Here is a 19705-nt window from a genome sequence, read left to right on the forward strand (position 1 = left end):
CAAAATCGCCTACAGGGTTACGTGCTCCAGGACTTTGTCGGCGATCATGTCCAGGTCTTCGCGGCTGATGCCCAGCAAGCGCCGCTGGGGGTAGTCATAATCCGGGCCATCTCGGTCTACTCTTGCGCGCAAGCCGTGATGGTGGATGGCGGCGATTCTTCCGGCGATGCCGACGAACGACAGGCCGGCCACGTCTGGCGTGGTTCGGATCTTCAGGTGCTTGGCGGTGCGGATTTTGGTGAACATCGCTTTTTTGCGGATGCCGCCGCTTTTGCCCCTGAGCTTTCTTGCTTTTCTGGGTTGCCACTTCTGGCCGTCCGGGCTCTCCTGTTTTTTCATCCTCTCCTGGTTAGACTTTCGCAAGTCCCTGGATATGGATTTCATCAGGTTGCGGCGTTCGTAGGGCTCCATTTTTTTCAGCAGGGGCTCTACCCAGCCGGCCAGCACGTCGATGTCGTCAGTCATCGGATTCTACGCCGTCATAAAAGCCATGCAGGTCCATGATGATTTCCCATTCGGTGGCGTCCATTTCCATCGGCGGCTTGGGTAGTACGTGCTCGATGTCCAGACCGTCGGCGGTGGCTGTAACGATTACCCGCTCGGTGATGTTGACGGTGATGGCAATGTCGTAGCTGTTGTTGTTCAGCAGCTCGGCTTCAAAGCGCACAGTGTTCATCGGGTCGAGCCCCGGCTCGCGCACCTTGAGCCATGACAAGACGGGTATCACGATGTCGTCAACCGATCCGGCGTAGTCGGTGACGATGAGCTGAATCGGGATTGCGTAGGAGTGGCTCAGGTTGGGGCCCTGCCAGAACTCAATGTTGCCATCTTCGATAAAGGTCAACAGCTTGTCCGGATTGCGCTTCAGCTTGGGCACGTTGGCCAGCACGTGCCGGCGTAAGTCTTCCAGCTTTCTCATTGTTGCTCCTGGGTGCTTAGTGCCCGGGCTTGCGCCTCGCAATCATCCACTTCTGATGCAATTTCGGCCATGCGGGCGTTGAGGGTGTTCAGTTTAACCGCGTACTGGTCAATCAGATCCAGCAGGTTGTCGTTCTTTTTCAAGGACGCCCGACTGGGGTGCCGCTCGGGAATTGCCAGCGGTTTCACGTTCCCGCACACCAGGTAATCGGTGGCCTGTATATAGCGGGCTTTCCCGGAGCATGCGGACAACAGCGCCAGGCAAGTCAGTGCCAGCCCAATTCCGATAGATTTCATTCTCTTTCTCCAGAGTCGCCCGCTTTGCCCTTTCGGCGTCCAGCTTGGCTTCGAGGTCGGCTTCTACGCTTTCAATGTGCCAAATACGATCGGCCAGGCGATCGCGGGCCGCCACGACTTCAAAGAGTTTGTCTTTGGTGGCTTTGTGTTCCTGCTCTTTTCGATTCAGGGCGTCGGATGCGGACGCCAGTTCGGCGCTGGTTTTCATGTTGCGCTCGACGCTGCGCCAAAGTGCGCCGCTGAGTGCGATGACTACCAGGGCAATGACTAGATAGGCCTTCATTCCTGCTTTCTCCCGCTGTTCACGTAGAAGCCAAACCAGGCGGCTGCGGCGGTCCAGATGACGTTGGCGTAAAACTGCTGCGTGGTGGTCGGGTCGGGCAAGGCGGTGTACCAGTGGTGGGTGTCGTAACAGATCCACCCATAGAGGATGACCAGCAGCCTCGGCACCACGCGCCAGGCGTCCAGCTTCTCGGGGGTCAGTTTCACGCGGCACGCCTCAATTCGCTGTGGCGCTCGTATGCCAGCGCCATTTTCAGATCGTACTGATTGCGGCGGTAGGCAGGGCCGTTGTAACGGCGGGCAAATTCTTGCCAGTCACGGTTTTTCAGTGCGGCATGCAAGGCTTTATCTGACTTGATAAACCGGACGAAGGCGTCCATCTGGTGGCCCTCGCTGCGGTGCATCTGGTGGTAAAAATACAGTGCAGATTCATAGCCCAGCGCCTTCCAGTGGAAGCCCATAATCTGAAAAAGCCCCCAGCTTGCCGACTCGATCGCGGTGTCTTCGTGGATGGAGCAGGCGCGCCGTAGTCGGCGCCACTCGCCCTCGCCACCCAGATAGCCGCCGGGCTTCTGATTGACAAGCTGGGGGAAGTGTTCTTGGTTGTGCGCGCGCTCTGACGGCTGCAGGCGGCGGTACATTACGTGACGCTCAAACAAAATGACGGGCCGGCCGGATGGCAAAAACCCAGCGGCGCGGCTTTCCACTTCGGTCACGGCCTTGATTGCGGCCATTTGCACGCCCAGCTTACGGGCCGCGGCCCTGATGTCGGCTTCGGTGAGCGCTTTGCGGCCGATCTCGGAAGGCGTACGGGGGTTTAGCGCGGCCAGAGTGGCGGGCCCGGCAATGCCGTCAACGAATATGCCGGCCTTTTTCTGGAAGCGAAGGACCGCTTGCTCGGTTTTATCGCCGAACCAGCCGTCAACTTCAACCGGGAACCCCTCGGCGGAAAGAAGCGATTGCAGCGATGCAACCGGCTGGCCTACATCTCCATTTTTCAAGATCATGCTGAGCCCTCAATCAATATTCCAACCAGGTGAAGCACCTCTGTCCGATAAACCAAAACAACACTGCTGATGCCCAGCAGCACCCAAATGGCCCCGGCGGCGAATGCGATTTTCCGGGACACGCTTTCCAGTCGCCCACCCAGAACCCGGATGGCCCCGGCGGTATCCTCGGCGGTCTTGTTCAGGGCGTCCACGGTGGATCGATTGTCGTCGTCCATGCGCTTGCGGAACGAATTCAGAGCTTCGTGGGTTTCACGGTGCGCGGTTTGTTGCTCTGTCCGGGCCTCCCTGAAATCACTGCGAATTTCTGTCACAGCGTGCTCCAGGCTTTGAACCCTGGGCTGCAGTCGCTCCAGATCGCGCAGCCTGGCCGCCCAATCTTGCGCGACCATGTCAACAAAGCGCTCGTCTTTCATGCTGCCTCCGGTCAGTCCCATAGTTGAACGCTGGTTTTCGTGGGTTGCGCGGCCACTTCTGGCAAGTGCACCCTGGTGCCCATGGGCAGTACTGGCCCGTGTTTGGCCAGGCCTGGGTTCGCCTCCAGCACCACTTCGGTGACGCCGTCGGTGTAGCCGTAATGCCGGTAGCAGATCAGGTCCACGGTGTCGCCCTGCAAGGCTCGGGTCTCACGCATCAGATCAGCTCCACAACCGTGCGGCGGGTGCCGGTAAGATCGGCAATAGCCCAGCTGGCGTCGCGGCGGTAATCGTCGGCGATGGGTTCCATCGAATCGGCTTTGCCGTGACCTGCGTTGGTGCTGTCATAATCGCGGTACCGCTCAACCAGGTTGGCCTTGGCCATGCTCCACACCGCCCGCAAGTACAGGCGACTGAACGCGCCACTTGGTTGCCAGGGCGGAACAGGTACACCCTCAAGATTGGCAATGCCATCGGCGATCAGCGTTTGGCTCCAACCGGAAAGCTGGGAATTCACGTCGAAAACCGCCACTTCCAGGGCGTGCAGCGCCCGTTCATCGGTGACCGTGCTGTCCAGGCGCATGGCGTCTCGGAATTCACCCAGATTGATATCGGGAAAGAAGGGGGCGTTGGGTACAACAGCGGTATTTTCTGTTGCGCCGCCTGCGGCAATTAAACTCATACTGCCTCCGGTGGAAGGCGGTGGACGGGGCCGAAGAAAGAGCGCTATAAGCGCCGATCATGGCCCCGTGCCGCCTGACGTCGGGGTGCGACTCGGGTCCGGCTACTCGCCGGAATCTTTCAATTTTCGCTCAATGGTTTGAATGTCTTTTTTAACACCCACCCGCTCGTTCAGCTCAAGTGCCCGCTGCAGCGCCGTTAGCGCGTCAGCATCGTTGCCCTGATGGCGCAACAGATAGCCGTGGGCCTTGAACAGCTTGGCCTTTACCTGGTCTTGCATATCGGCGTCGGCGAACAGCTCAATCGCTCGGCAGATATGCTCTTGCAGGTCGTCGCTGGGGCTTTCATCGCTCAGTTGGCGCAAGGCGTATTCGGCGACTTCCTCAGCGGCCAGTGTGGCCGTGGTGCGGGCGTATTTGTCGGGTGTTTCAATGCCGTGCTGGATTGCGTACTCGGCAATGTCCAGGCCGGTTTTGAGGTCGCCGATATCCAGGTACCACACCATCAGCGTTACCAGCACGTCATCCTGCTGGCCGGTGCCGGCCTCCAGAACGCCCTGAACATAGCTTTCGTACCTCGGCAGCATGTCGCGCTTCGCTTCAATCTTGCGCTCGATGCTTTGGATGTCGTGCAGGGCGCGAACATCCTCCACCAGGGAAATGCGGTGCAATTCGTGGGACTGCCCCTGAGGGCGGTCCGGCGTAGCCGTTGCCGCCTCGCGGGCGGCTCGGACACGCAAGAAGTGTTTTCTTGCTGGGTTGGTCATGATGCCTCCGTTACACCGGCTTGATGTTTTCAATCACGCAGCCGGCACCGAAATCTTCAACCACGTAGGCTTCGTTGGAAGACTCGAAGTTTTCAATGCGGTTACGGCGTGGATTGTCGATCACCTGGCGGCGGCGCGATCCGGTCTGGTAATAAATGGACAGGTTGTCACGGGGGGTGATCATGATAGTTCCGGCAGGGATGAATGGCACGGATACCGCCTGGAGCCCGCCCATGCGCTTCTGAGAAACAATCAGGTCGGCTGCTGCCTTTTCGCTTGGCGTCTGGTTCTCGTTAATCAACGGGAAGTACTTGTCTTCAAGCAGAGTGCGGCCGATCAGCACGACCAGGTCCGGGCTCTCACGGTGCCAAGGGTCGATCAGGTTGTTGACCGCGTTGTAAACCAGGGCGTCCAGGTTCTTATAGTCGCCGGCTGCGCCGACCGTCACTTCGCCCGATGCGCCAACGACTTCGGCCATGACCCGCTCGGGCGCGGTGGTGCGGTAATGCTCCAGCCAGCCGATGTTCACATCCTGCAGAAACGGGTTGGTGGTGCGGTTGGTTTCGGCCGCGGCACTGGTGCCGTTAAAGCCAATCATGATGCGGTCAAGCGCCTGCTGGCGAATAATGGCATCACGCACCAGGGCTTGAAAGTTGGGGAACTTCGCCCAGGCGTCAATTTTGGAGTAGGGCAGCGCGGTGTCAAACTCGGTCAGGAAGCACTCATACCCGTTGCTGCCCAGGTCGCTGACATCGCGGGGCGTACGGTCTTTAGACGATACGTCGGTACGGCCGGCAATGCTGCCAACGCCCAGGCCGATTTTCTCGCCCTTGATCTCATCCACGCCAACCAGGTTGATGCTCTGTAGGAAAGCGCTGGACTCTTGGATGCGGTTTTCAAGCGTTTGCTGTACGGACGGGGTAACCGCGAAGGCTTCCGCCGGGTTGTCAACGCCGTTCAGTTGTGCAATCTGCTGCCGCAGTTGGTTAAACAATACTCGTGATTCAGTGCGCATGATGGTGCGTTCCTCAGCAGTCGGTCAGGATGGTGTTATCGCCGCCGGACGCCGGTTGGCGTTGGCTGTGATCGTGGGGGCTGGTTTCCAGTTCGGCCTGCAAGCTGTCAAAGCTTTGCTTCAGGGCGTCGTGCGCCTGCTTCAGCTGGCTGTACTCGCTTTGCATTTCATCCATCGAGCTGCGCAGCTGCTGCCCGTCGGTCACGAACAATTCGAGGGTTTTCTCCAAGTCGGCGCGAAAGTCACCGAACTTGGCGGCGCTGGTGTCGCGGTGCTTGGTGAACAGGGCCTTCACTTTGGTGAACAGCGTGTCAGCTCCGGCGTCGTCGGCAGGAGCTTCAGCGAAGTCCAGCTCGGCTTCCAGCGCTTCAGAGAACAGGTTTTCAGGACGCTGCTTGCGGGCGGTCAGCGGGCTGTTCGCAGCGGCGCTGCTGAACTGCAGCATCTCGGTGCCCAGCGATGCGGGCGAGTCGGTGACAGCCAGGCCAACCATGTAGGCTTCGCCGGAAGAGGCAAAATCGGGGTCAACTTCAATCGAGGTGTAGATCTTCTGGCGATCTTTCGACATCTGAATCAGATCGTCGGTGGGATCGATCTCTGCGTAGAGCTCCAGCTTTCCGTCCGCATTTTCGCGGGCTTCCAGCGCGGTAACATCGCCGAACGCCTTGAACGGGCCGTCTGGCAACATGCCGCGAAAGTGCTCAAGCCAGATACGGGCGCCGTACGTTGCGGGGTTGAAATTGGCAGCCATCTGCTCAATCCACACCCGGCTGATGGCGCGACCATCGGTTGTTGCTCCCTCTGTCGCGACTCGGAATTTCTTTTTCATCTTGCCACTCCCGTGCTTTGTGGGCGATTCTGTAGGTTCTCTTCAGTGGCACCAGATTCACGCCCCAGCCGCCCAATGCCAACAATCGGCAGTTGTGCCGTCGCTCCCCACAAAACAAACCACGCCTTTGCCGCGCGCGTAGCCATTACGCTGGCTGCATGGATAAAACAGTCGAGTCGGATTACAGAGAACATTTCGTCGAGGCTCGCACCCTGTACTGGATGGGGTGGCGAGCCGTGCGCATTTGTGAGCGCCTGGGGATCAGCACCCAGCTGTTCCACGCGTGGAAAAAGCGGTTTAACTGGGACGACGCCGGGCCCATTCAGCGGGTGGAAAGCTCCCTTGAAGCGCGCATGGTGCGGCTCATCTTCAAGGATGAGAAAGAGGGCAAGGACTTCAAAGAGATTGATCTGCTGGGGCGCCAGATTGAACGCCTGGCCAGGGTGCACAAGTACAGCGACACCGGCCGCGAGTCTGACCTGAACCCGAACATCATCGAGCGCAACAAAGCGCCTCGCAAAGCGAAGAACGACATTGGTGAAGAAGGTCTGGAGCTGATCACCAGCGCGTTTGAAGAGTCCCTGTTCGATTACCAGCACGCGTGGAAAGTGGCGGGACTGACCCATCGCATCAGGAACATTCTGAAAAGCCGGCAGATCGGTGCCACCTGGTACTTTGCCCGCGAAGCGATTGTCGATGCCTTTCACACTGGCAAAAACAAAATCTTTCTCAGTGCGTCCAAGGCCCAGGCGCATATTTTCCGGCAGTACATCGTGCAGTTCATCAAAGACACTTGCGACGTGGAGCTGAAAGGCGACCCGCTCGTTTTGCCCAACGGTGCCACTTTGTATTTCCTCGGCACCAACGCCCGCACGGCGCAGGGTTACCACGGCGATTTGTACATGGATGAGTATTTCTGGATCCACGACTTCCAGCAGTTCCGGAAAGTGGCGTCTGGAATGGCCATGCACAAGAAGTGGAGCCAGACCTACTTTTCGACGCCATCGGCCATCACCCACGATGCGCACCCGTTCTGGACCGGCGACCTGTTCAACCGGCGGCGGGCAAAAGACAAGCGGATCATCGTGGACACCTCGCACGCGGCATTGGCCGGGGGCCTGGCATGTGAGGATGGCCAGTGGCGTCAAATCGTCACGATTGAAGACGCGATGGCCGGCGGGTGCGACCTGTTCGACATTGACCAGCTACGGCTGGAATTCTCCGATGATGAGTTTGCCAACCTGCTGATGTGCCAGTTTGTTGACGACACCCATGCCGTGTTCCCCTTGGTGAAACTGCAGCAGTGCATGGTCGACAGCTGGATTGCATGGCGCGACCTGAAGCCGTATACCGACCGGCCGCTGGGCAATAGCCCGGTGTGGATCGGTTATGACCCGTCTGGATCCGGCGAGAATAGCGACGGCGCGGGACTCGCGGTGATATCGCCTTCCAAGTCAGTCGCCAAGCCGCATCGCGTTATCGAAAAGATACGCCTGCGTGGGCTGGACTATGAGCAGCAGGCCGAAGAGATTCGCAAACTGACGCACCGCTATAACGTCGAGTTTATCGGCATCGACTCGACAGGCCTGGGTGAGGCGGTCGCTGAGCTCGTCGAGAAGTTCTTCCCGGCCGTTACTCGGTTTCACTATTCGCTGGACGTGAAAGCGCGGCTGGTACTAAAAACCCAGAACCTGATTGATCGTGGCCGACTGCAGTTTGATTCGGGCGACACCGATATTGCGCAAAGCTTCATGGCGATCCGGCGCGTGATGACGGACTCCCAAAAGAATATAACCTACGCCGCCGGGCGCGGTGGCGATGTTGGTCACTCCGATATTGCCTGGGCAATTATGCACGCCCTGGCGAATGAACCCCTAGAAGGCCCGACGCAACACGGCGGCAGCATGATGGAGATTTACTGATGAGCAATGGCAGTTTTGAAGCGTTCACCTTTGGCGAGCCGACCCCGGTGATGGACCGGTACGAAATGCTGTATACCGGCTGCTGGATGGCTGGGCAGGATTACTACGAACCGCCGATCGACCTGGGGGCCCTGTCCAAATCTTACCGGGCAACCGCGCACCACGGCAGCGCATTGCAGGTGAAGCGCAACATATTGGTGAAAACATTCCAACCCACCAAGTACCTGAGCCGGCAAGACTTCTCCCGCATGGCGCTGGACTACCTGGTGTTCGGCAACCTGTACGGGGAAATGCTGGAAAATAGAATGGGCGGGCTGGTGAAGATCAAGCCAGTGCTGGCCAAGTACTGTCGGCGCGGACTGAAAGAGGGCTCCTACTGGTGGGTGCACAACTGGCTGCAGCCAGAAGAGTTTAAAGCCGGAAGCATCATCCACCTGATGGAGCCCGATCTTGACCAGGAGCTGTATGGCGTTCCCGATTATCTCGGCTCTTTGCAAAGCACCTGGCTGAACGAAAGCGCCACCCTGTTCAGAAGAAGGTACTATCAGAACGGCAGCCATGCAGGCTTCATCATGTACATGACCGATGCGGCCCAGCAGCAAGGCGACATCGATGAGCTGCGCACCGCGCTGCGAAACAGCAAGGGCCCGGGCAACTTCAAGAACCTGTTCATGTACGCGCCGAATGGCAAAAAGGATGGGCTGCAGGTAATACCGGTCAGCGAGGTAGCCGCCAAAGATGATTTCTGGAACATCAAAAACGCCACCCGTGACGACCAGCTGGCCGGACATCGAGTGCCGCCACAGTTGATGGGTATCATCCCCACCAACTCCAGCGGGTTCGGAGATGCAGAGAAAGCGGCGCGAGTGTTTGCCGCCAACGAGCTGGAGCCCCTGCAAGAACGAATGCTGGAAATGAACGACATCGCGGGACGGGAAGTCCTGAAGTTTAAACCCTACACCCTAGGTGAGAATCTGCCAGGGTCGTGACCACCGAATAGCGTCAGCCTTTGCCCGCCCAGTGCGGGCTTTTTTGTGCCTGCAGATCCTGCAGTCCGGCCAGGGCAGCGGAGCACCACGGCGCGAAATCCCCCCCGCCTCCGGATCGTTTCTATAGGTCTGCCTTTATCAACACATGATTTAAACGCGGAAAACTGCCCGAAAGCTCGTAAGTCATTGATATTTGCTCGGGGCCGGTCTGTAGCTGCGGGGGGTGCTCGGAAAAGTGCAACAACTGCAACACGAGGAAAAAAGCCTCTGTAGGCCCCGCCATTGCTGGGTTTGCCTGTTACAGTCAAAGTGTAACGAGCAGTAACAGAAACGTCACATCGTTGATTTTAAAGGGATTTTATAAATGAATATGTTACTTTTAAAACTGTAACAGCGTTACACATTAGTTACACATTACTTGCCGATACTAACGATTATAAGAGCATGATTTATATAGATTTATTATTTACTGTTACGCTTGTTACACTTGTTACACTTTTCCGAGCCCCCCTCACATTCTGAGCCAGCCCCCTAACGCACCCGCACACACGCGTATATACACACGCAAATACAGTCACACTCATATCAACAGTAATGGCTGAGTTCACTCCACGTTAAAACCTCTGTGGTTGCCGTGGCTTTGCTGCGGTTATGGCAGGCATGCTGAGGCATTAGAGGGGATCTGGCAGGGCTTAGGGCGGGAATTAATGCCGACATCGCTATCGTATCTTATTGATAGTAAAGGGCTGGCGAGTGCGACTATGAGCGGTGACCCGCTGTGATTAAAATGGGTAAGTGTTTGATGTGCAAGGGTAATGATGCTGCGGTGAAGGCGTCCTGCAACTCCGTGTACGCCGGTTCGATTCCGGCCCGCGCCTCCAATTTCCTCTTGTATTCCCTTCGCTTAAGAATCGACTCCATAGTCGGCGTTTTGATGGCGACAACGATTGAGTGTTTCAGCATTCCTTCCGCTCGTGACTGCTTTTGCTATTACTCCCCTCCTGTGACAGACATTCATCAGTCAGACCCTTTTCGCGCAAATCGCGTAGCCTGAGCATTTCGGTATCGGATGACCTTCCGCGACGTCAATCCGGCAATGTCGGCGTAACCTGTTTCGTAGCCCCTACCAAAACAGGCGCCGCCGGTGGTAAAGCTTTCACTCGTGCGATCAGTTCTTCCGCTGTCATCGTTCGGTCTCCCGCGTTATTCATTATCCAGCACTATCGGTGGGTGAGTCGACTCATACCGAGCAGTGCATGCACTCGCGTTAACCATCCGGGTCTTACATCCGAGATACTCTCTATAATATTGCATGAACGTAACCAAATTTTTTATTGACAGCTCTCCGATTCGATGTGGCAAACCCACGCACTCCGAGAATTCTCAGAAGCTTAGCAGGTTCACGAGCCAGGCAAACGAGACACCCGATGTTGGGTTGATTGCATCAAGCCACGTTTGGCGGGCGTACCTGCCTTGCTCTTGGGTTTATCCCATTGCTTACGTTGGCGTTGCCTTTTTTAGAACACAAAAGGTTTTTTGTTGTGGTTCTTATTAATGGTTAATTTGCCAGAATGAACCTGAAAATAAATATAAAAAACGGGGCAGGCATGACTAAAAAAACTGTAGGTATCGTCGGGCTAGGCCGTATGGGCAACGGTATGGCTCAGTCTTTACTCCGCAAAGGTTTTAACGTGGTCGGCACGGACATAGGAGAAGCACCACGCCAAGCCGCCAGAGAAATCGGCGTGAATGTCGTTGTGGATATCAACGCTCTGTGTGCTGAAGCCGGTGTCATCATTCTCTCTTTGCCAATGGCAAAGCATGTCCAGGCAGTTGTCAAAGGCGAAGGTGGCATTATTGACCACGCTCAGCCTAACACCCTGATTATTGACACTTCTACCTCAGAACCAGAGGTAACCCGGGCACTCTCGATAGAACTTGGTCAGTTAGGCCACCAGCTGTTGGACTGCCCTGTCAGTGGCGGCCCGGCGGGTGCTGCAGCCGGTACTATGGTGATGGTTGTTGGAGGTAAACGTAGCTCCCTTGAGCGTGCGCAGTTGTATCTGGACGCCTTGAGTTCAGACGTGGTCTACATGGGGAAGTCTGGCAACGGTCATGCGGCAAAACTGATAAACAACCTGCTATGTGCTGCACATCTAGTGAGCACCGCCGAAGCAGTCGCTCTGGGCACCAAGGCAGGGCTCGATCCTGCCGACCTTATTGCCGGATTGAACGCGGGTTCAGGTCGTAGTGCGGTCAGTGAAGTTAACTTCCCTCGTTGGATTCTCAATAAAGGCTTTGATTCCGGTTTCACTATGCAGCTGATGCGTAAAGATGTGCGTTTGGCACAAAATATGATCAGTGAGATGGGGTTGGAGTTGCCTTTGGCAGAACAGGTAGCCGAAATCTGGTCGCAGAGCGAAGAAAGCATACCTGACCAGGCTGATTTTAATTGCATTGTTAAGCATGCCGGCTTGGGAGAATAGGTTATGGGTTTTGAAGTGGAAGGAAATGGGGAGCAGCAAGTTGCAATATTACTTAATGAACTGCTGGGTACGTCAGAGTTTGGCAGCTTGATTGATGGCGAACTGGTTGCCGGTAATGGAGACGATGTCGAGCTGATTAACCCAGCGACCGGTCAGGTATTTTTGACCTATCGTGATGCGGGGGAAGGCATCGTTGCTGCAGCGGCAGATGCGGCTGTAAATGCTCAGAAAGTGTGGTGGTCCATGACCGCCACTGCAAGAGGTCAATTGATGTGGAAGTGCGGCATGGAAATACGTGCAGCCGCGGAGTCTTTGGCACGTCTTGAATGTATATCTGCAGGTAAGCCGATTCGCGATTGCCGGGTTGAGGTGGCAAAAGTTGCTGATATGTTTGCATATTATGCCGGCTGGTGTGACAAAATTATGGGACAAGTGATTCCCATACCAACAAGTCATTTAAACTACACTCGTCATGAGCCTTATGGCGTGGTGACCCAGATCACGCCCTGGAATGCACCTGTATTTACCGGAGGCTGGCAGATCGCGCCGGCCATTTGTGCAGGCAATGCAGTCTTACTGAAGCCCTCTGAATTAACCCCACTCAGTTCAACCGTGCTCGCTAAACTTCTGGAGCAAGCAGGTATCCCGCGTGGTTTGGTGAATGTAATAAATGGGCTGGGGCACACGACAGGTACTGCCGCAATTACTCATCCGGCTACTAAAAAAGTGGTTTTTGTAGGTTCACCCCAGACCGGTGCTGTCATTGCTTCCTTATCTGCACAACGGGTAATCCCTTGCGTATTAGAGTTGGGTGGAAAGTCAGCCAATATTATTTTTCCTGATGCTGACCTTGATCGTGCGGTAGTGGGTGCGCAGGCTGCTGTTTTTTCTGCTGCTGGACAGAGTTGCGTATCGGGTGCCCGTTTATTGGTTCATCGTGATATCTATAAAGAAGTAGTGGAGCGTGTTGCCTCGGCCGCCCGTAAGTTGCCCGTTGGATTGCCATGGAATGAAAGCGTGATGGTGGGGCCGATTAATAACCAGAAACAGTTTAATCACGTGCGCTCGTTAGTTTCTGACGGTATTGCTGAAGGTGCAGTTGTTGCCGCAGGCGGAAAGCCCGCTGAAATTGGTGGAGGAGAACATGGCTACTTTTATCTGCCAACAGTATTGGCCAATGTGAAAAATAATACGCGAGTAGCACAGGAAGAAATCTTTGGCCCCGTTGTTTCTGTCATTTCATTCAGTGATGAAGAAGAAGCTGTGGCATTAGCCAATGACAGCCGGTTTGGTTTGGCGGGCGCTGTTTGGACTGCAGATGTAGGCCGTGCTCATCGGATGGCCGCTCAAATAAATGCGGGAACCTTCTGGGTGAATAGCTACAAGGCAATCAATGTAATGTCGCCGTTTGGTGGCTTTGGTGAGAGCGGCTATGGCCGGTCCAGTGGCTACCAAGGTTTACTCGAATATACACAGACTAAAAGTGTATGGATCGAAACAGCAAAAAATCCTGCTATTCAGTTTGGTTATTCAATCCAGTAATACCTTTGGTTAAGAGAGTTTAAAGGTTGAGTATTAGGCCTTTTTAACTAGATGACTAACAGTGCTTTTTTATAACTTTATATATCTTGTTTGGGTGGTTGGTTTAAGTTTTTAAGCTATTGGTTTATGTTTACGGGTTGAAATGTGAAAAGAATAGGTCGGTATGTCACTGTGCTACCCGTTTATGTCAAAGGAGAAAGTAAGTGTTAATAAGTCAAGAACTGTTAGCAGACGTCACAGAGTGGCGTAAGCTAATACACAGTCAGCCTGAGCTTGGATTCAATGAATTTAAAACCTCGGCATTTATTGTCCAGAAGCTTGAGTCCTTCGGTATCGACGTGCATAAAGGCCTGGGCGGCACCGGGGTGGTCGGCACTCTCAGAAATGGCGAAGGGCCTACTATCGGATTACGGGCTGATATGGACGCCCTGCCAATAGAAGAACAGAACAATTTTGCGCATAAATCTACACATGCCAATTGCATGCATGCCTGTGGTCATGATGGCCATACCTCAATCATGCTGGGGGTGGCGAAACACCTGAGCGAAAACAGGAATTTCAATGGCACTGTCCACTTTATCTTTCAGCCCGCAGAAGAAATGTTAGGCGGTGCAAAAGAGATGATCGATGATGGGCTATTCGAGAAATTTCCGATGGACGAAGTTTATGGGCTGCATAACTGGCCAGGACTTCCACTGGGCGAGATTGCTGTCAACAACGGTCCCATGATGGCATCTTTTGATACATTTGAAATTACTTTGACGGGCAAAGGCACGCACGCTGCCATGCCGCACCTTGGGGCCGATCCTATAGCCGCTGGGGCGGCTTTGATCACCAATATTCAGTCCATTGTCTCGCGCCGAATATCCCCGCTGCGCCCTGGTGTGATTAGCGTCACTCAGATGAATAGCGGTGACGCGACGAACGTCATCCCCGAGCGCGCTATTCTGAAAGGCACAGTTCGCAGCTTTGATATGGATGTTCGCCAATCCATGCAGGACATGTTGACCGAGATGGTAACCTCCTTGCCGCCTCTCTACGGCGTCTCCGGTGAGATTGATTATCAGCTAGGCTACCCTGTCACCACTAATGATCAGCAAGCTTATCAGGCCATTAAGGGTGCGGCTGTCAAGGCGCTGGGTGCAGATAAAGTCAATACTGATGTCGAGCCTTCCATGGCATCTGAAGACTTTTCGTTTATGAGTCAGAAGACTAAAGGGGCTTACTTTTGGCTTGGCGTTGATGAACAGACCCCTTCAAAGCCTTTACATAATGCCCGTTATGACTTCAATGACAGTGCGATTGAGGTCGGTATTAAAGTGTGGGTGTCCTTGGTGGAATCACAGCTTCCAAAATAGCCCCAGGCGCCATATGAAAGTATGGTGGCGTAATTGTAGTGTTTAAAATAATAAGGAATATCGCCGTGAATACAACAGATACAATGAATACAACAAGCACAATGCCTGCTGTGACTTTTACATTGACCTGGCAAAACGCGCATCACTCGACAAAGTGGTTATGGTCGACCCGAACATCCGGCAAAGTTTCATCCGGGATGTTGACCGCTACCGGACACGGTTAGACAGCTTGCTTGCAGCCTGCGACATTCTGAAAGTTTCCGACGAAGATCTGGACTGGATTGTGCCAGGGCCTCTTTCACTGATAGAAAAGGCCAAGGAGCTGCGCCTTAAAGGTCCGGAAATGGTTATCCTGACGCGCGGTAAAGACGGGGCAACTGCCATATTTGGAAAAGAAGAGCTGGTTGCCGTGCCCGCATACAAGGCCCATGTGGTGGACACAGTTGGGGCAGGTGATACGTTCAATGCCGGGGTGCTCGCGGCGCTGTCAGGTGCCGGTGTGCTCAGCAAAGCAGGCATCGAAAACGTCACTGCAAGTGTCGTGGAAGGTGTTCTGAAATTTGGGGCTCAGGTAGCGTCCATAAATGTCTCCAGATCCGGTGCCAATCCGCCATGGGCACATGAATTGTCCGAAATGACACCGCCGTCGCCAAACGGGAAGCATACTTATTGATGGCGCAGGGGAGGCTCAGCCCGACCTTTAAACTCCGAACTGGATTCCGGGGAACGCGGTTAACGTGAAACCTGTGGTGGGTGCCTTTGAACCCCTAAGGTGTGGGCCACTGTCAGGATTAGACTGTCGGATTTTGCGATAGGTTCTATACTGGGTCGTAAAGCTGGCCCCGCTAATTATTATAAGAAAGGTACTTATGCCTCACCGTGCTCCCCCCGCCAATCAGGTACGGCAATCCCAGGCCGACAGGCCCGCCGCCGCACCAATAAACCGCCGCCTTGAATTCCTCAACCAGCCGGTCACTCTGGATCTGGTATTTCAGATTCTGGAAGCAATGACAGATGGCGTCTGGGTGTGCGATGCCAATGAGACGCTGGTCTGGGTCAATTCAGCCTGTGAACAGTTGAACGACATACAGCGTCATCTGGTATGCGGAAAAACCGTTGATCAATTGCTCGGGCAGGGCAATTACGATCGCGACGTTACCCATCAGGTACTGAGAACTCGCAAACCCAGTGCGATTATACAGAAAGTGCGCTCCGGTCGGACGCTGCTGGTTCATGGCGTACCCGTGTTTGACGACCGTGGTGAAGTCAGCCTGGTCGTTGGCACTGAGCGTGATTTGACCGAACTGAACGCGTTGCGGGAGCAGATTTATCGCGCGAGGAGCATTCAGGAAAAATTCCAGTCGGAACTCACCGCGTTATCCATTGAGCGATGTGGCAGCGACAACCTTGTCGCGAACAGCGGCCCGATGCAGCGGGTACTGGATACGTGTTTGCGGGTGGCCAATTTCGACTCCACGGTTTTGCTGACCGGTGAGACCGGAACCGGAAAAAGCATGATTGCCGGGTTTATTCACAAATCTTCGGATCGCAAGAACAAGCCTTTCCTGTCGCTTAACTGCGGTGCAATACCGGCAGGATTGCTCGAAGCGGAACTGTTCGGGTACGCCGACGGTGCCTTCAGCGGTGCAAAAGCAGGCGGAAAGCCTGGATTGATCGAGGCCGCAGACGGTGGAACCTTGCTGCTGGACGAAGTTGATTCGTTCAGCATGGATTTACAGGTGAAATTGCTCACGTTTCTCGATACCCAAAGTTTTATCCGGGTGGGGGACACCAAGGTGCGTGAGGTCAACGTGCGTTTGATTGTGGCCACCAACCAGGACCTGCACGAACAGGTACGCCGGAAGGCGTTTCGTGAGGATCTGTTGTTTCGTCTAAATGTGCTGCCGATAGCCCTGCCACCCCTGCGGGACCGTCTCGAGGATCTGCCTGCTCTTGCCCGGTTGAGCCTCAAACGCTTGTCCGACCGCTACGGGCTTAGTCGCACGCTGTCCAGTGACGCGCTCGACGTACTATGCCGCTACCACTACCCCGGAAATATTCGAGAGTTGGAAAATATACTGGAGCGGGTGTTTGTCCTGGCGACCAGGGCGTGCATTCAGGTCAGTGATCTGCCGGGCCAGGTTACCGAAGGGCTGATCCTGTCTCATGAGGCGGCCCCTATACAACCGTTTGAGATTGCACTGAAACAATTTGAATACCAATACCTCAAATCGGCGTGTCTCCAATACACCCGGCAGGTGGACATTGCCAAGGCGCTGGGAGTGTCCCAATCCACGGTGGCGCGGATGCTTAGAAGACACGGATTGAAGGTTGGCAGCCCGGATATTCCGAACTGAATGGATTTTCCTGATTATTCAGACCTGAATAAAACGACGGATATCTGATTTGATTTAACTTGTTGTATTTTAATTGAAAAAATCCCCAATGCTCGCTGGCACGACCCTTGCTGCAGTCGGAGTATTACGGGGGCTCGGCGATCCATCCGCATTAACCGAAGCCTGTTGCTCAGAATAAAAAACCGGAGAACCCGCTATGAGAGCCTGCCAAATCCTGTTGTTGGGATTAATCCTGAGTCTGTCGTTCACAGTAACCCAGGCCCGCACACTTACCTATGCCATGTATGGCGACATCAAGGATTGGGATCCGGCAATTGCATTCTCGCTGGAGGTCTTGATGCTGGCAAACGTGTACGAACCACTGCTGTGGTACAACCCAAATGCTCAAGAGGGCCAGTTCACGCCGGCATTGGCCACTGAATGGACGGTTTCCGATGACGGCCTGCGCTGGACTTTCCAACTGCGCGACGGAGTGAGGTTTCACGATGGCACGCCGTTCACTGCGGAAGCGGCAAAAGCGTCGCTGGACCGCACCCGAGCGATGAAACAGGGGGCCTGGTACATCTGGGAGAGTGTCCAGACGATTGAAGCGCCGGCTCCCTTGGAGCTGGTGATCACCACCAAAACGCCTCAGCCCATCGATCTGATTGCCTCCTCGCAATACGGTTCCTATATCTACTCACCCACGGCCGCTGCAAAAGGAAGCGAATGGTTTAACCGGGGAAATGCGGTTGGCACGGGCCCCTATGAAGTCCGCCAATGGTCACAAAACCAACAAGTTGTACTGGAAGCCAATGAGCACTACTGGCGAGGCTGGGACGCCAACCAATACGACCGGGTGATCCTGCGGGTGGTTACCGAGAACGCCACCCAGGTGCAGATGTTATTGTCCGGTGAAGCCGATTTCATATCCCTGGTTCCGGCGGACATCGTTAAACGGGTAAACGCAGAAGAGGGTCTCAGCGCTTACGCTGTGCCTTCCTGGAAAAACTCCCAGTTTCTGATCAACACTCAGAAATATCCCACTGATAACAAACAATTCCGTCAGGCGCTCACCCACCTCTGGGATTATGAAACCGTGGTCAATCAAGTGTATGACGGCTACGCTTCGGTTGCTGTGGGCCCGATTCCAAAAACCATGTGGGGTCATAACAATGACCTGGGCACCGTCGCATTTGATCCTCTGCGCGCGGCCGAGTTGTTGCAGGCGTCCGGGGTGCCAAAATCCGACTGGAAAGTGAGCATGGCGTACATTGGCACCGACGAGGCCTACAAAAATGCGGCGCTGCTGTTCCAGGCCCACGCCGCACAAATTGGCCTTGAGGTTGAACTGTTGCCGGGCGAATGGGGGGTGATCTGGAACCGCGCCAAAAACTTGAATACGGCTCCGAACCTGCAATCCATGACCTGGTGGCCAACCTATCCCACACCCAGCGACTGGCTGATCGGGATGTTCCGAACTGAACAAAATACGCTGTTCAATTTGTCGCACTACACCAACCCGGAGTATGACCGGCTGGTCACCAAAGGCGCAGCGCTGGAAGGGGTGGACCGGGAAGCAGCCATCGAAAACTACAAACAGGCCCAGCGCATTCTCACGGAAGATGCGGTGGCAATTTTTTACGCTGACATTCAATCACGGATTGCCCGCGCCTCCAAGGTGGGCGGGGTAACCGAAAATCCGGCCTACAACGCGGTGTTCTTTTATGACCTCTACGAGCAATGATCCCTGACCGGTGAGGAGACACCGGGGTGACCCTCACCGGTGTTTCGCAGAACCGCTTGATCCGAACCTTGCTAGCAGGAAAACGTCATGAAAATCTATCTGATTCAGCGTTTGGCCCAGATGCTGGTCATTTTGCTGGGCGTATTGATGCTGACCTTTGTGCTCAGCCGCATCCTGCCCGGTTCGCCGGTCGAGATGATGCTTGGGCACCGCCCGTCGCCGGAGCAGATTGAAGCGGTGCGGACCGAACTTGGTCTGGATAAACCCATAGCGATGCAGTTTATGGTTTACCTGAAAGGGCTGGCTCAGGGGGATTTGGGAACCAGTCTCCATACCGGACAGCCCGTCACCAGTGACCTGTTCAATCGTTTTGGCGCAACTTTTGAGCTGACCACAATTGCCCTGCTTCTGGTGGTCGTTATGGGCATTCCTCTGGGGGTGGTGTCAGCGGTGCGCCAGAACACCTTGTCGGATCATTTGGTGCGTTCGGGCTCCATCGCCGGCATGGCATTGCCGGTATTTCTGATCGCCATGCTGTTGCAAATGCTGTTTTATGGGCAACTTGGTTGGTTTCCCTTGCAGGGGCGGATCAATGCCGAGATTGCGCTGGACTACCCCTTTGCCCAGCGTACCGGGCTTTATCTGGTGGACACTCTGTTGGCGGGACAGTGGCCTGCCTTCAAAAGCGCAGTTCTGCATCTGGTCCTGCCGGTGTTCACGCTGGTGATGGCGTCGATCGCGGTGGTGACCCGCATCACGCGCAACACCATGGTCGAAGTTCTCCAGCAGGACCACATTCGCACCTTGCAGGCCTATGGCGTCAGCCGTCGCAGGATCTATTACAGGTACGCGCTCAAAGCGACCCTTATTCCACTATTAACCGTAATCGGTCTTGCCTATGGCTACATGCTGGGCGGCTCAGTGGTGGTTGAGTTCATCTTTGACTGGCCCGGAATGGGGGGGTATGCAGTGGGCGGTATCACCCGCAACGATTTTCCGGCGGTCATGGGCGTGACCCTGCTGCTGGCAGTGATTTACCTGTCCATGAATCTTGTGATCGACCTGCTGTATCACCTGGTTGACCCACGGCTGGAACTGCCATGAACACACCAAA

At 55.0% G+C, this 19705-nt stretch carries 20 protein-coding genes and 1 pseudogene; 9 read left to right on the plus strand and 12 right to left on the minus strand.

The window, feature by feature from the left end; translation table 11 throughout:
- Positions 1–9: 9 nt before the first annotated feature.
- The 12 genes from BG841_RS14145 to BG841_RS14200 form a co-directional block, all read right to left on the minus strand.
- Complete coding sequence (locus BG841_RS14145; RefSeq protein WP_070058234.1) at positions 10–465, minus strand: phage virion morphogenesis protein; 456 nt, start codon at positions 463–465, stop codon at positions 10–12.
- Entirely contained in the window at positions 458–919 is a 462-nt protein-coding gene (locus BG841_RS14150) for a phage tail protein (protein WP_070058235.1), read from the minus strand. Before BG841_RS14150 ends, BG841_RS14145 begins: the two co-directional genes overlap by 8 nt.
- The gene (locus BG841_RS16940) at positions 916–1062 is read right to left on the minus strand and encodes a hypothetical protein (protein WP_158007618.1); all 147 of its coding nucleotides are present in this window, start codon (positions 1060–1062) and stop codon (positions 916–918) included. The genes BG841_RS14150 and BG841_RS16940 overlap by 4 nt, the downstream gene beginning before the upstream one ends.
- Positions 1028–1498 carry a hypothetical protein gene (locus BG841_RS16945; RefSeq protein WP_141737105.1) on the minus strand — a complete coding sequence of 157 codons (471 nt, stop codon included), beginning with the start codon at positions 1496–1498 and terminating at the stop codon, positions 1028–1030. The genes BG841_RS16940 and BG841_RS16945 overlap by 35 nt, the downstream gene beginning before the upstream one ends.
- A complete protein-coding gene (locus BG841_RS14165; RefSeq protein ID WP_198929193.1) occupies positions 1495–1704 on the minus strand; it encodes a hypothetical protein in 210 nt (69 codons plus the stop codon). The genes BG841_RS16945 and BG841_RS14165 overlap by 4 nt, the downstream gene beginning before the upstream one ends.
- Complete coding sequence (locus BG841_RS14170) at positions 1701–2504, minus strand: N-acetylmuramidase domain-containing protein (protein ID WP_070058239.1); 804 nt, start codon at positions 2502–2504, stop codon at positions 1701–1703. Before BG841_RS14170 ends, BG841_RS14165 begins: the two co-directional genes overlap by 4 nt.
- On the minus strand, positions 2501–2920 hold the full coding sequence (locus BG841_RS14175; RefSeq protein WP_070058240.1) for a hypothetical protein: 420 nt from the start codon (positions 2918–2920) through the stop codon (positions 2501–2503). Before BG841_RS14175 ends, BG841_RS14170 begins: the two co-directional genes overlap by 4 nt.
- Before the next feature lie 11 nt (positions 2921–2931).
- On the minus strand, positions 2932–3138 hold the full coding sequence (locus BG841_RS14180; RefSeq protein ID WP_070058241.1) for a tail protein X: 207 nt from the start codon (positions 3136–3138) through the stop codon (positions 2932–2934).
- Positions 3138–3602 (minus strand): head completion/stabilization protein, encoded by a 465-nt coding sequence (locus BG841_RS14185; RefSeq protein ID WP_070058242.1) that lies wholly within the window; start codon positions 3600–3602, stop codon positions 3138–3140. Before BG841_RS14185 ends, BG841_RS14180 begins: the two co-directional genes overlap by 1 nt.
- Positions 3603–3704: 102 nt before the next feature.
- Complete coding sequence (gene gpM, locus BG841_RS14190; RefSeq protein WP_070058243.1) at positions 3705–4367, minus strand: phage terminase small subunit; 663 nt, start codon at positions 4365–4367, stop codon at positions 3705–3707.
- A gap of 10 nt (positions 4368–4377) precedes the next feature.
- On the minus strand, positions 4378–5382 hold the full coding sequence (locus tag BG841_RS14195) for a phage major capsid protein, P2 family (protein WP_070058244.1): 1005 nt from the start codon (positions 5380–5382) through the stop codon (positions 4378–4380).
- A 13-nt stretch (positions 5383–5395) separates the two neighbouring features.
- Positions 5396–6211 (minus strand): GPO family capsid scaffolding protein, encoded by an 816-nt coding sequence (locus BG841_RS14200; RefSeq protein WP_070058245.1) that lies wholly within the window; start codon positions 6209–6211, stop codon positions 5396–5398.
- A gap of 158 nt (positions 6212–6369) precedes the next feature.
- Here BG841_RS14200 and BG841_RS14205 point away from each other — a divergent pair, with 158 nt between their 5' ends.
- The 9 genes and pseudogenes from BG841_RS14205 (at position 6370) to BG841_RS14250 (ending at position 19695) form a co-directional block, all read left to right on the plus strand.
- The gene (locus tag BG841_RS14205; protein ID WP_070058246.1) at positions 6370–8133 is read left to right on the plus strand and encodes a terminase large subunit domain-containing protein; all 1764 of its coding nucleotides are present in this window, start codon (positions 6370–6372) and stop codon (positions 8131–8133) included.
- The gene (locus tag BG841_RS14210; protein WP_070058247.1) at positions 8133–9122 is read left to right on the plus strand and encodes a phage portal protein; all 990 of its coding nucleotides are present in this window, start codon (positions 8133–8135) and stop codon (positions 9120–9122) included. The genes BG841_RS14205 and BG841_RS14210 overlap by 1 nt, the downstream gene beginning before the upstream one ends.
- Before the next feature lie 1607 nt (positions 9123–10729).
- Positions 10730–11608, plus strand: coding sequence for an NAD(P)-dependent oxidoreductase (locus BG841_RS14220; protein WP_070058853.1), 879 nt, complete (start codon positions 10730–10732; stop codon positions 11606–11608).
- A 3-nt stretch (positions 11609–11611) separates the two neighbouring features.
- Positions 11612–13150, plus strand: a complete 1539-nt coding sequence (locus tag BG841_RS16600) for an aldehyde dehydrogenase family protein (RefSeq protein ID WP_074454365.1) — start codon at positions 11612–11614, stop codon at positions 13148–13150.
- Positions 13151–13353: 203 nt separating this feature from the next.
- Positions 13354–14508, plus strand: coding sequence for a M20 aminoacylase family protein (locus BG841_RS14230; protein ID WP_070058250.1), 1155 nt, complete (start codon positions 13354–13356; stop codon positions 14506–14508).
- Between the two features lie 118 nt (positions 14509–14626).
- A pseudogene (locus BG841_RS14235) lies at positions 14627–15181 on the plus strand (carbohydrate kinase family protein); the annotation flags it as partial.
- A gap of 196 nt (positions 15182–15377) precedes the next feature.
- Positions 15378–16865 (plus strand): sigma-54 interaction domain-containing protein, encoded by a 1488-nt coding sequence (locus BG841_RS14240; protein WP_070058252.1) that lies wholly within the window; start codon positions 15378–15380, stop codon positions 16863–16865.
- Between the two features lie 196 nt (positions 16866–17061).
- Positions 17062–18591, plus strand: coding sequence for an ABC transporter substrate-binding protein (locus BG841_RS14245; RefSeq protein WP_070058253.1), 1530 nt, complete (start codon positions 17062–17064; stop codon positions 18589–18591).
- 87 nt (positions 18592–18678) lie between these two features.
- The gene (locus BG841_RS14250) at positions 18679–19695 is read left to right on the plus strand and encodes an ABC transporter permease (RefSeq protein ID WP_070058254.1); all 1017 of its coding nucleotides are present in this window, start codon (positions 18679–18681) and stop codon (positions 19693–19695) included.
- Positions 19696–19705 lie beyond the last annotated feature (10 nt).

Origin of the sequence: Marinobacter sp. X15-166B, from assembly GCF_001752365.1 — a bacterium.
Classification (GTDB): domain Bacteria; phylum Pseudomonadota; class Gammaproteobacteria; order Pseudomonadales; family Oleiphilaceae; genus Marinobacter.

What these genes read in the sequence shown, in the direction of transcription:
- BG841_RS14145 (WP_070058234.1), bottom strand. Translation starts at nt 465, where the DNA reads ATGACTGACGACATCGACGTGCTGGCCGGCTGGGTAGAGCCCCTGCTG.
- BG841_RS14150 (WP_070058235.1), bottom strand. Translation starts at nt 919, where the DNA reads ATGAGAAAGCTGGAAGACTTACGCCGGCACGTGCTGGCCAACGTGCCC.
- BG841_RS16945 (WP_141737105.1), bottom strand. Translation starts at nt 1,498, where the DNA reads ATGAAGGCCTATCTAGTCATTGCCCTGGTAGTCATCGCACTCAGCGGC.
- BG841_RS14170 (WP_070058239.1), bottom strand. Translation starts at nt 2,504, where the DNA reads ATGATCTTGAAAAATGGAGATGTAGGCCAGCCGGTTGCATCGCTGCAA.
- BG841_RS14175 (WP_070058240.1), bottom strand. Translation starts at nt 2,920, where the DNA reads ATGAAAGACGAGCGCTTTGTTGACATGGTCGCGCAAGATTGGGCGGCC.
- BG841_RS14180 (WP_070058241.1), bottom strand. Translation starts at nt 3,138, where the DNA reads ATGCGTGAGACCCGAGCCTTGCAGGGCGACACCGTGGACCTGATCTGC.
- BG841_RS14185 (WP_070058242.1), bottom strand. Translation starts at nt 3,602, where the DNA reads ATGAGTTTAATTGCCGCAGGCGGCGCAACAGAAAATACCGCTGTTGTA.
- gpM (WP_070058243.1), bottom strand. Translation starts at nt 4,367, where the DNA reads ATGACCAACCCAGCAAGAAAACACTTCTTGCGTGTCCGAGCCGCCCGC.
- BG841_RS14195 (WP_070058244.1), bottom strand. Translation starts at nt 5,382, where the DNA reads ATGCGCACTGAATCACGAGTATTGTTTAACCAACTGCGGCAGCAGATT.
- BG841_RS14200 (WP_070058245.1), bottom strand. Translation starts at nt 6,211, where the DNA reads ATGAAAAAGAAATTCCGAGTCGCGACAGAGGGAGCAACAACCGATGGT.
- BG841_RS14205 (WP_070058246.1), top strand. Translation starts at nt 6,370, where the DNA reads ATGGATAAAACAGTCGAGTCGGATTACAGAGAACATTTCGTCGAGGCT.
- BG841_RS14210 (WP_070058247.1), top strand. Translation starts at nt 8,133, where the DNA reads ATGAGCAATGGCAGTTTTGAAGCGTTCACCTTTGGCGAGCCGACCCCG.
- BG841_RS14220 (WP_070058853.1), top strand. Translation starts at nt 10,730, where the DNA reads ATGACTAAAAAAACTGTAGGTATCGTCGGGCTAGGCCGTATGGGCAAC.
- BG841_RS16600 (WP_074454365.1), top strand. Translation starts at nt 11,612, where the DNA reads ATGGGTTTTGAAGTGGAAGGAAATGGGGAGCAGCAAGTTGCAATATTA.
- BG841_RS14240 (WP_070058252.1), top strand. Translation starts at nt 15,378, where the DNA reads ATGCCTCACCGTGCTCCCCCCGCCAATCAGGTACGGCAATCCCAGGCC.
- BG841_RS14245 (WP_070058253.1), top strand. Translation starts at nt 17,062, where the DNA reads ATGAGAGCCTGCCAAATCCTGTTGTTGGGATTAATCCTGAGTCTGTCG.
- BG841_RS14250 (WP_070058254.1), top strand. Translation starts at nt 18,679, where the DNA reads ATGAAAATCTATCTGATTCAGCGTTTGGCCCAGATGCTGGTCATTTTG.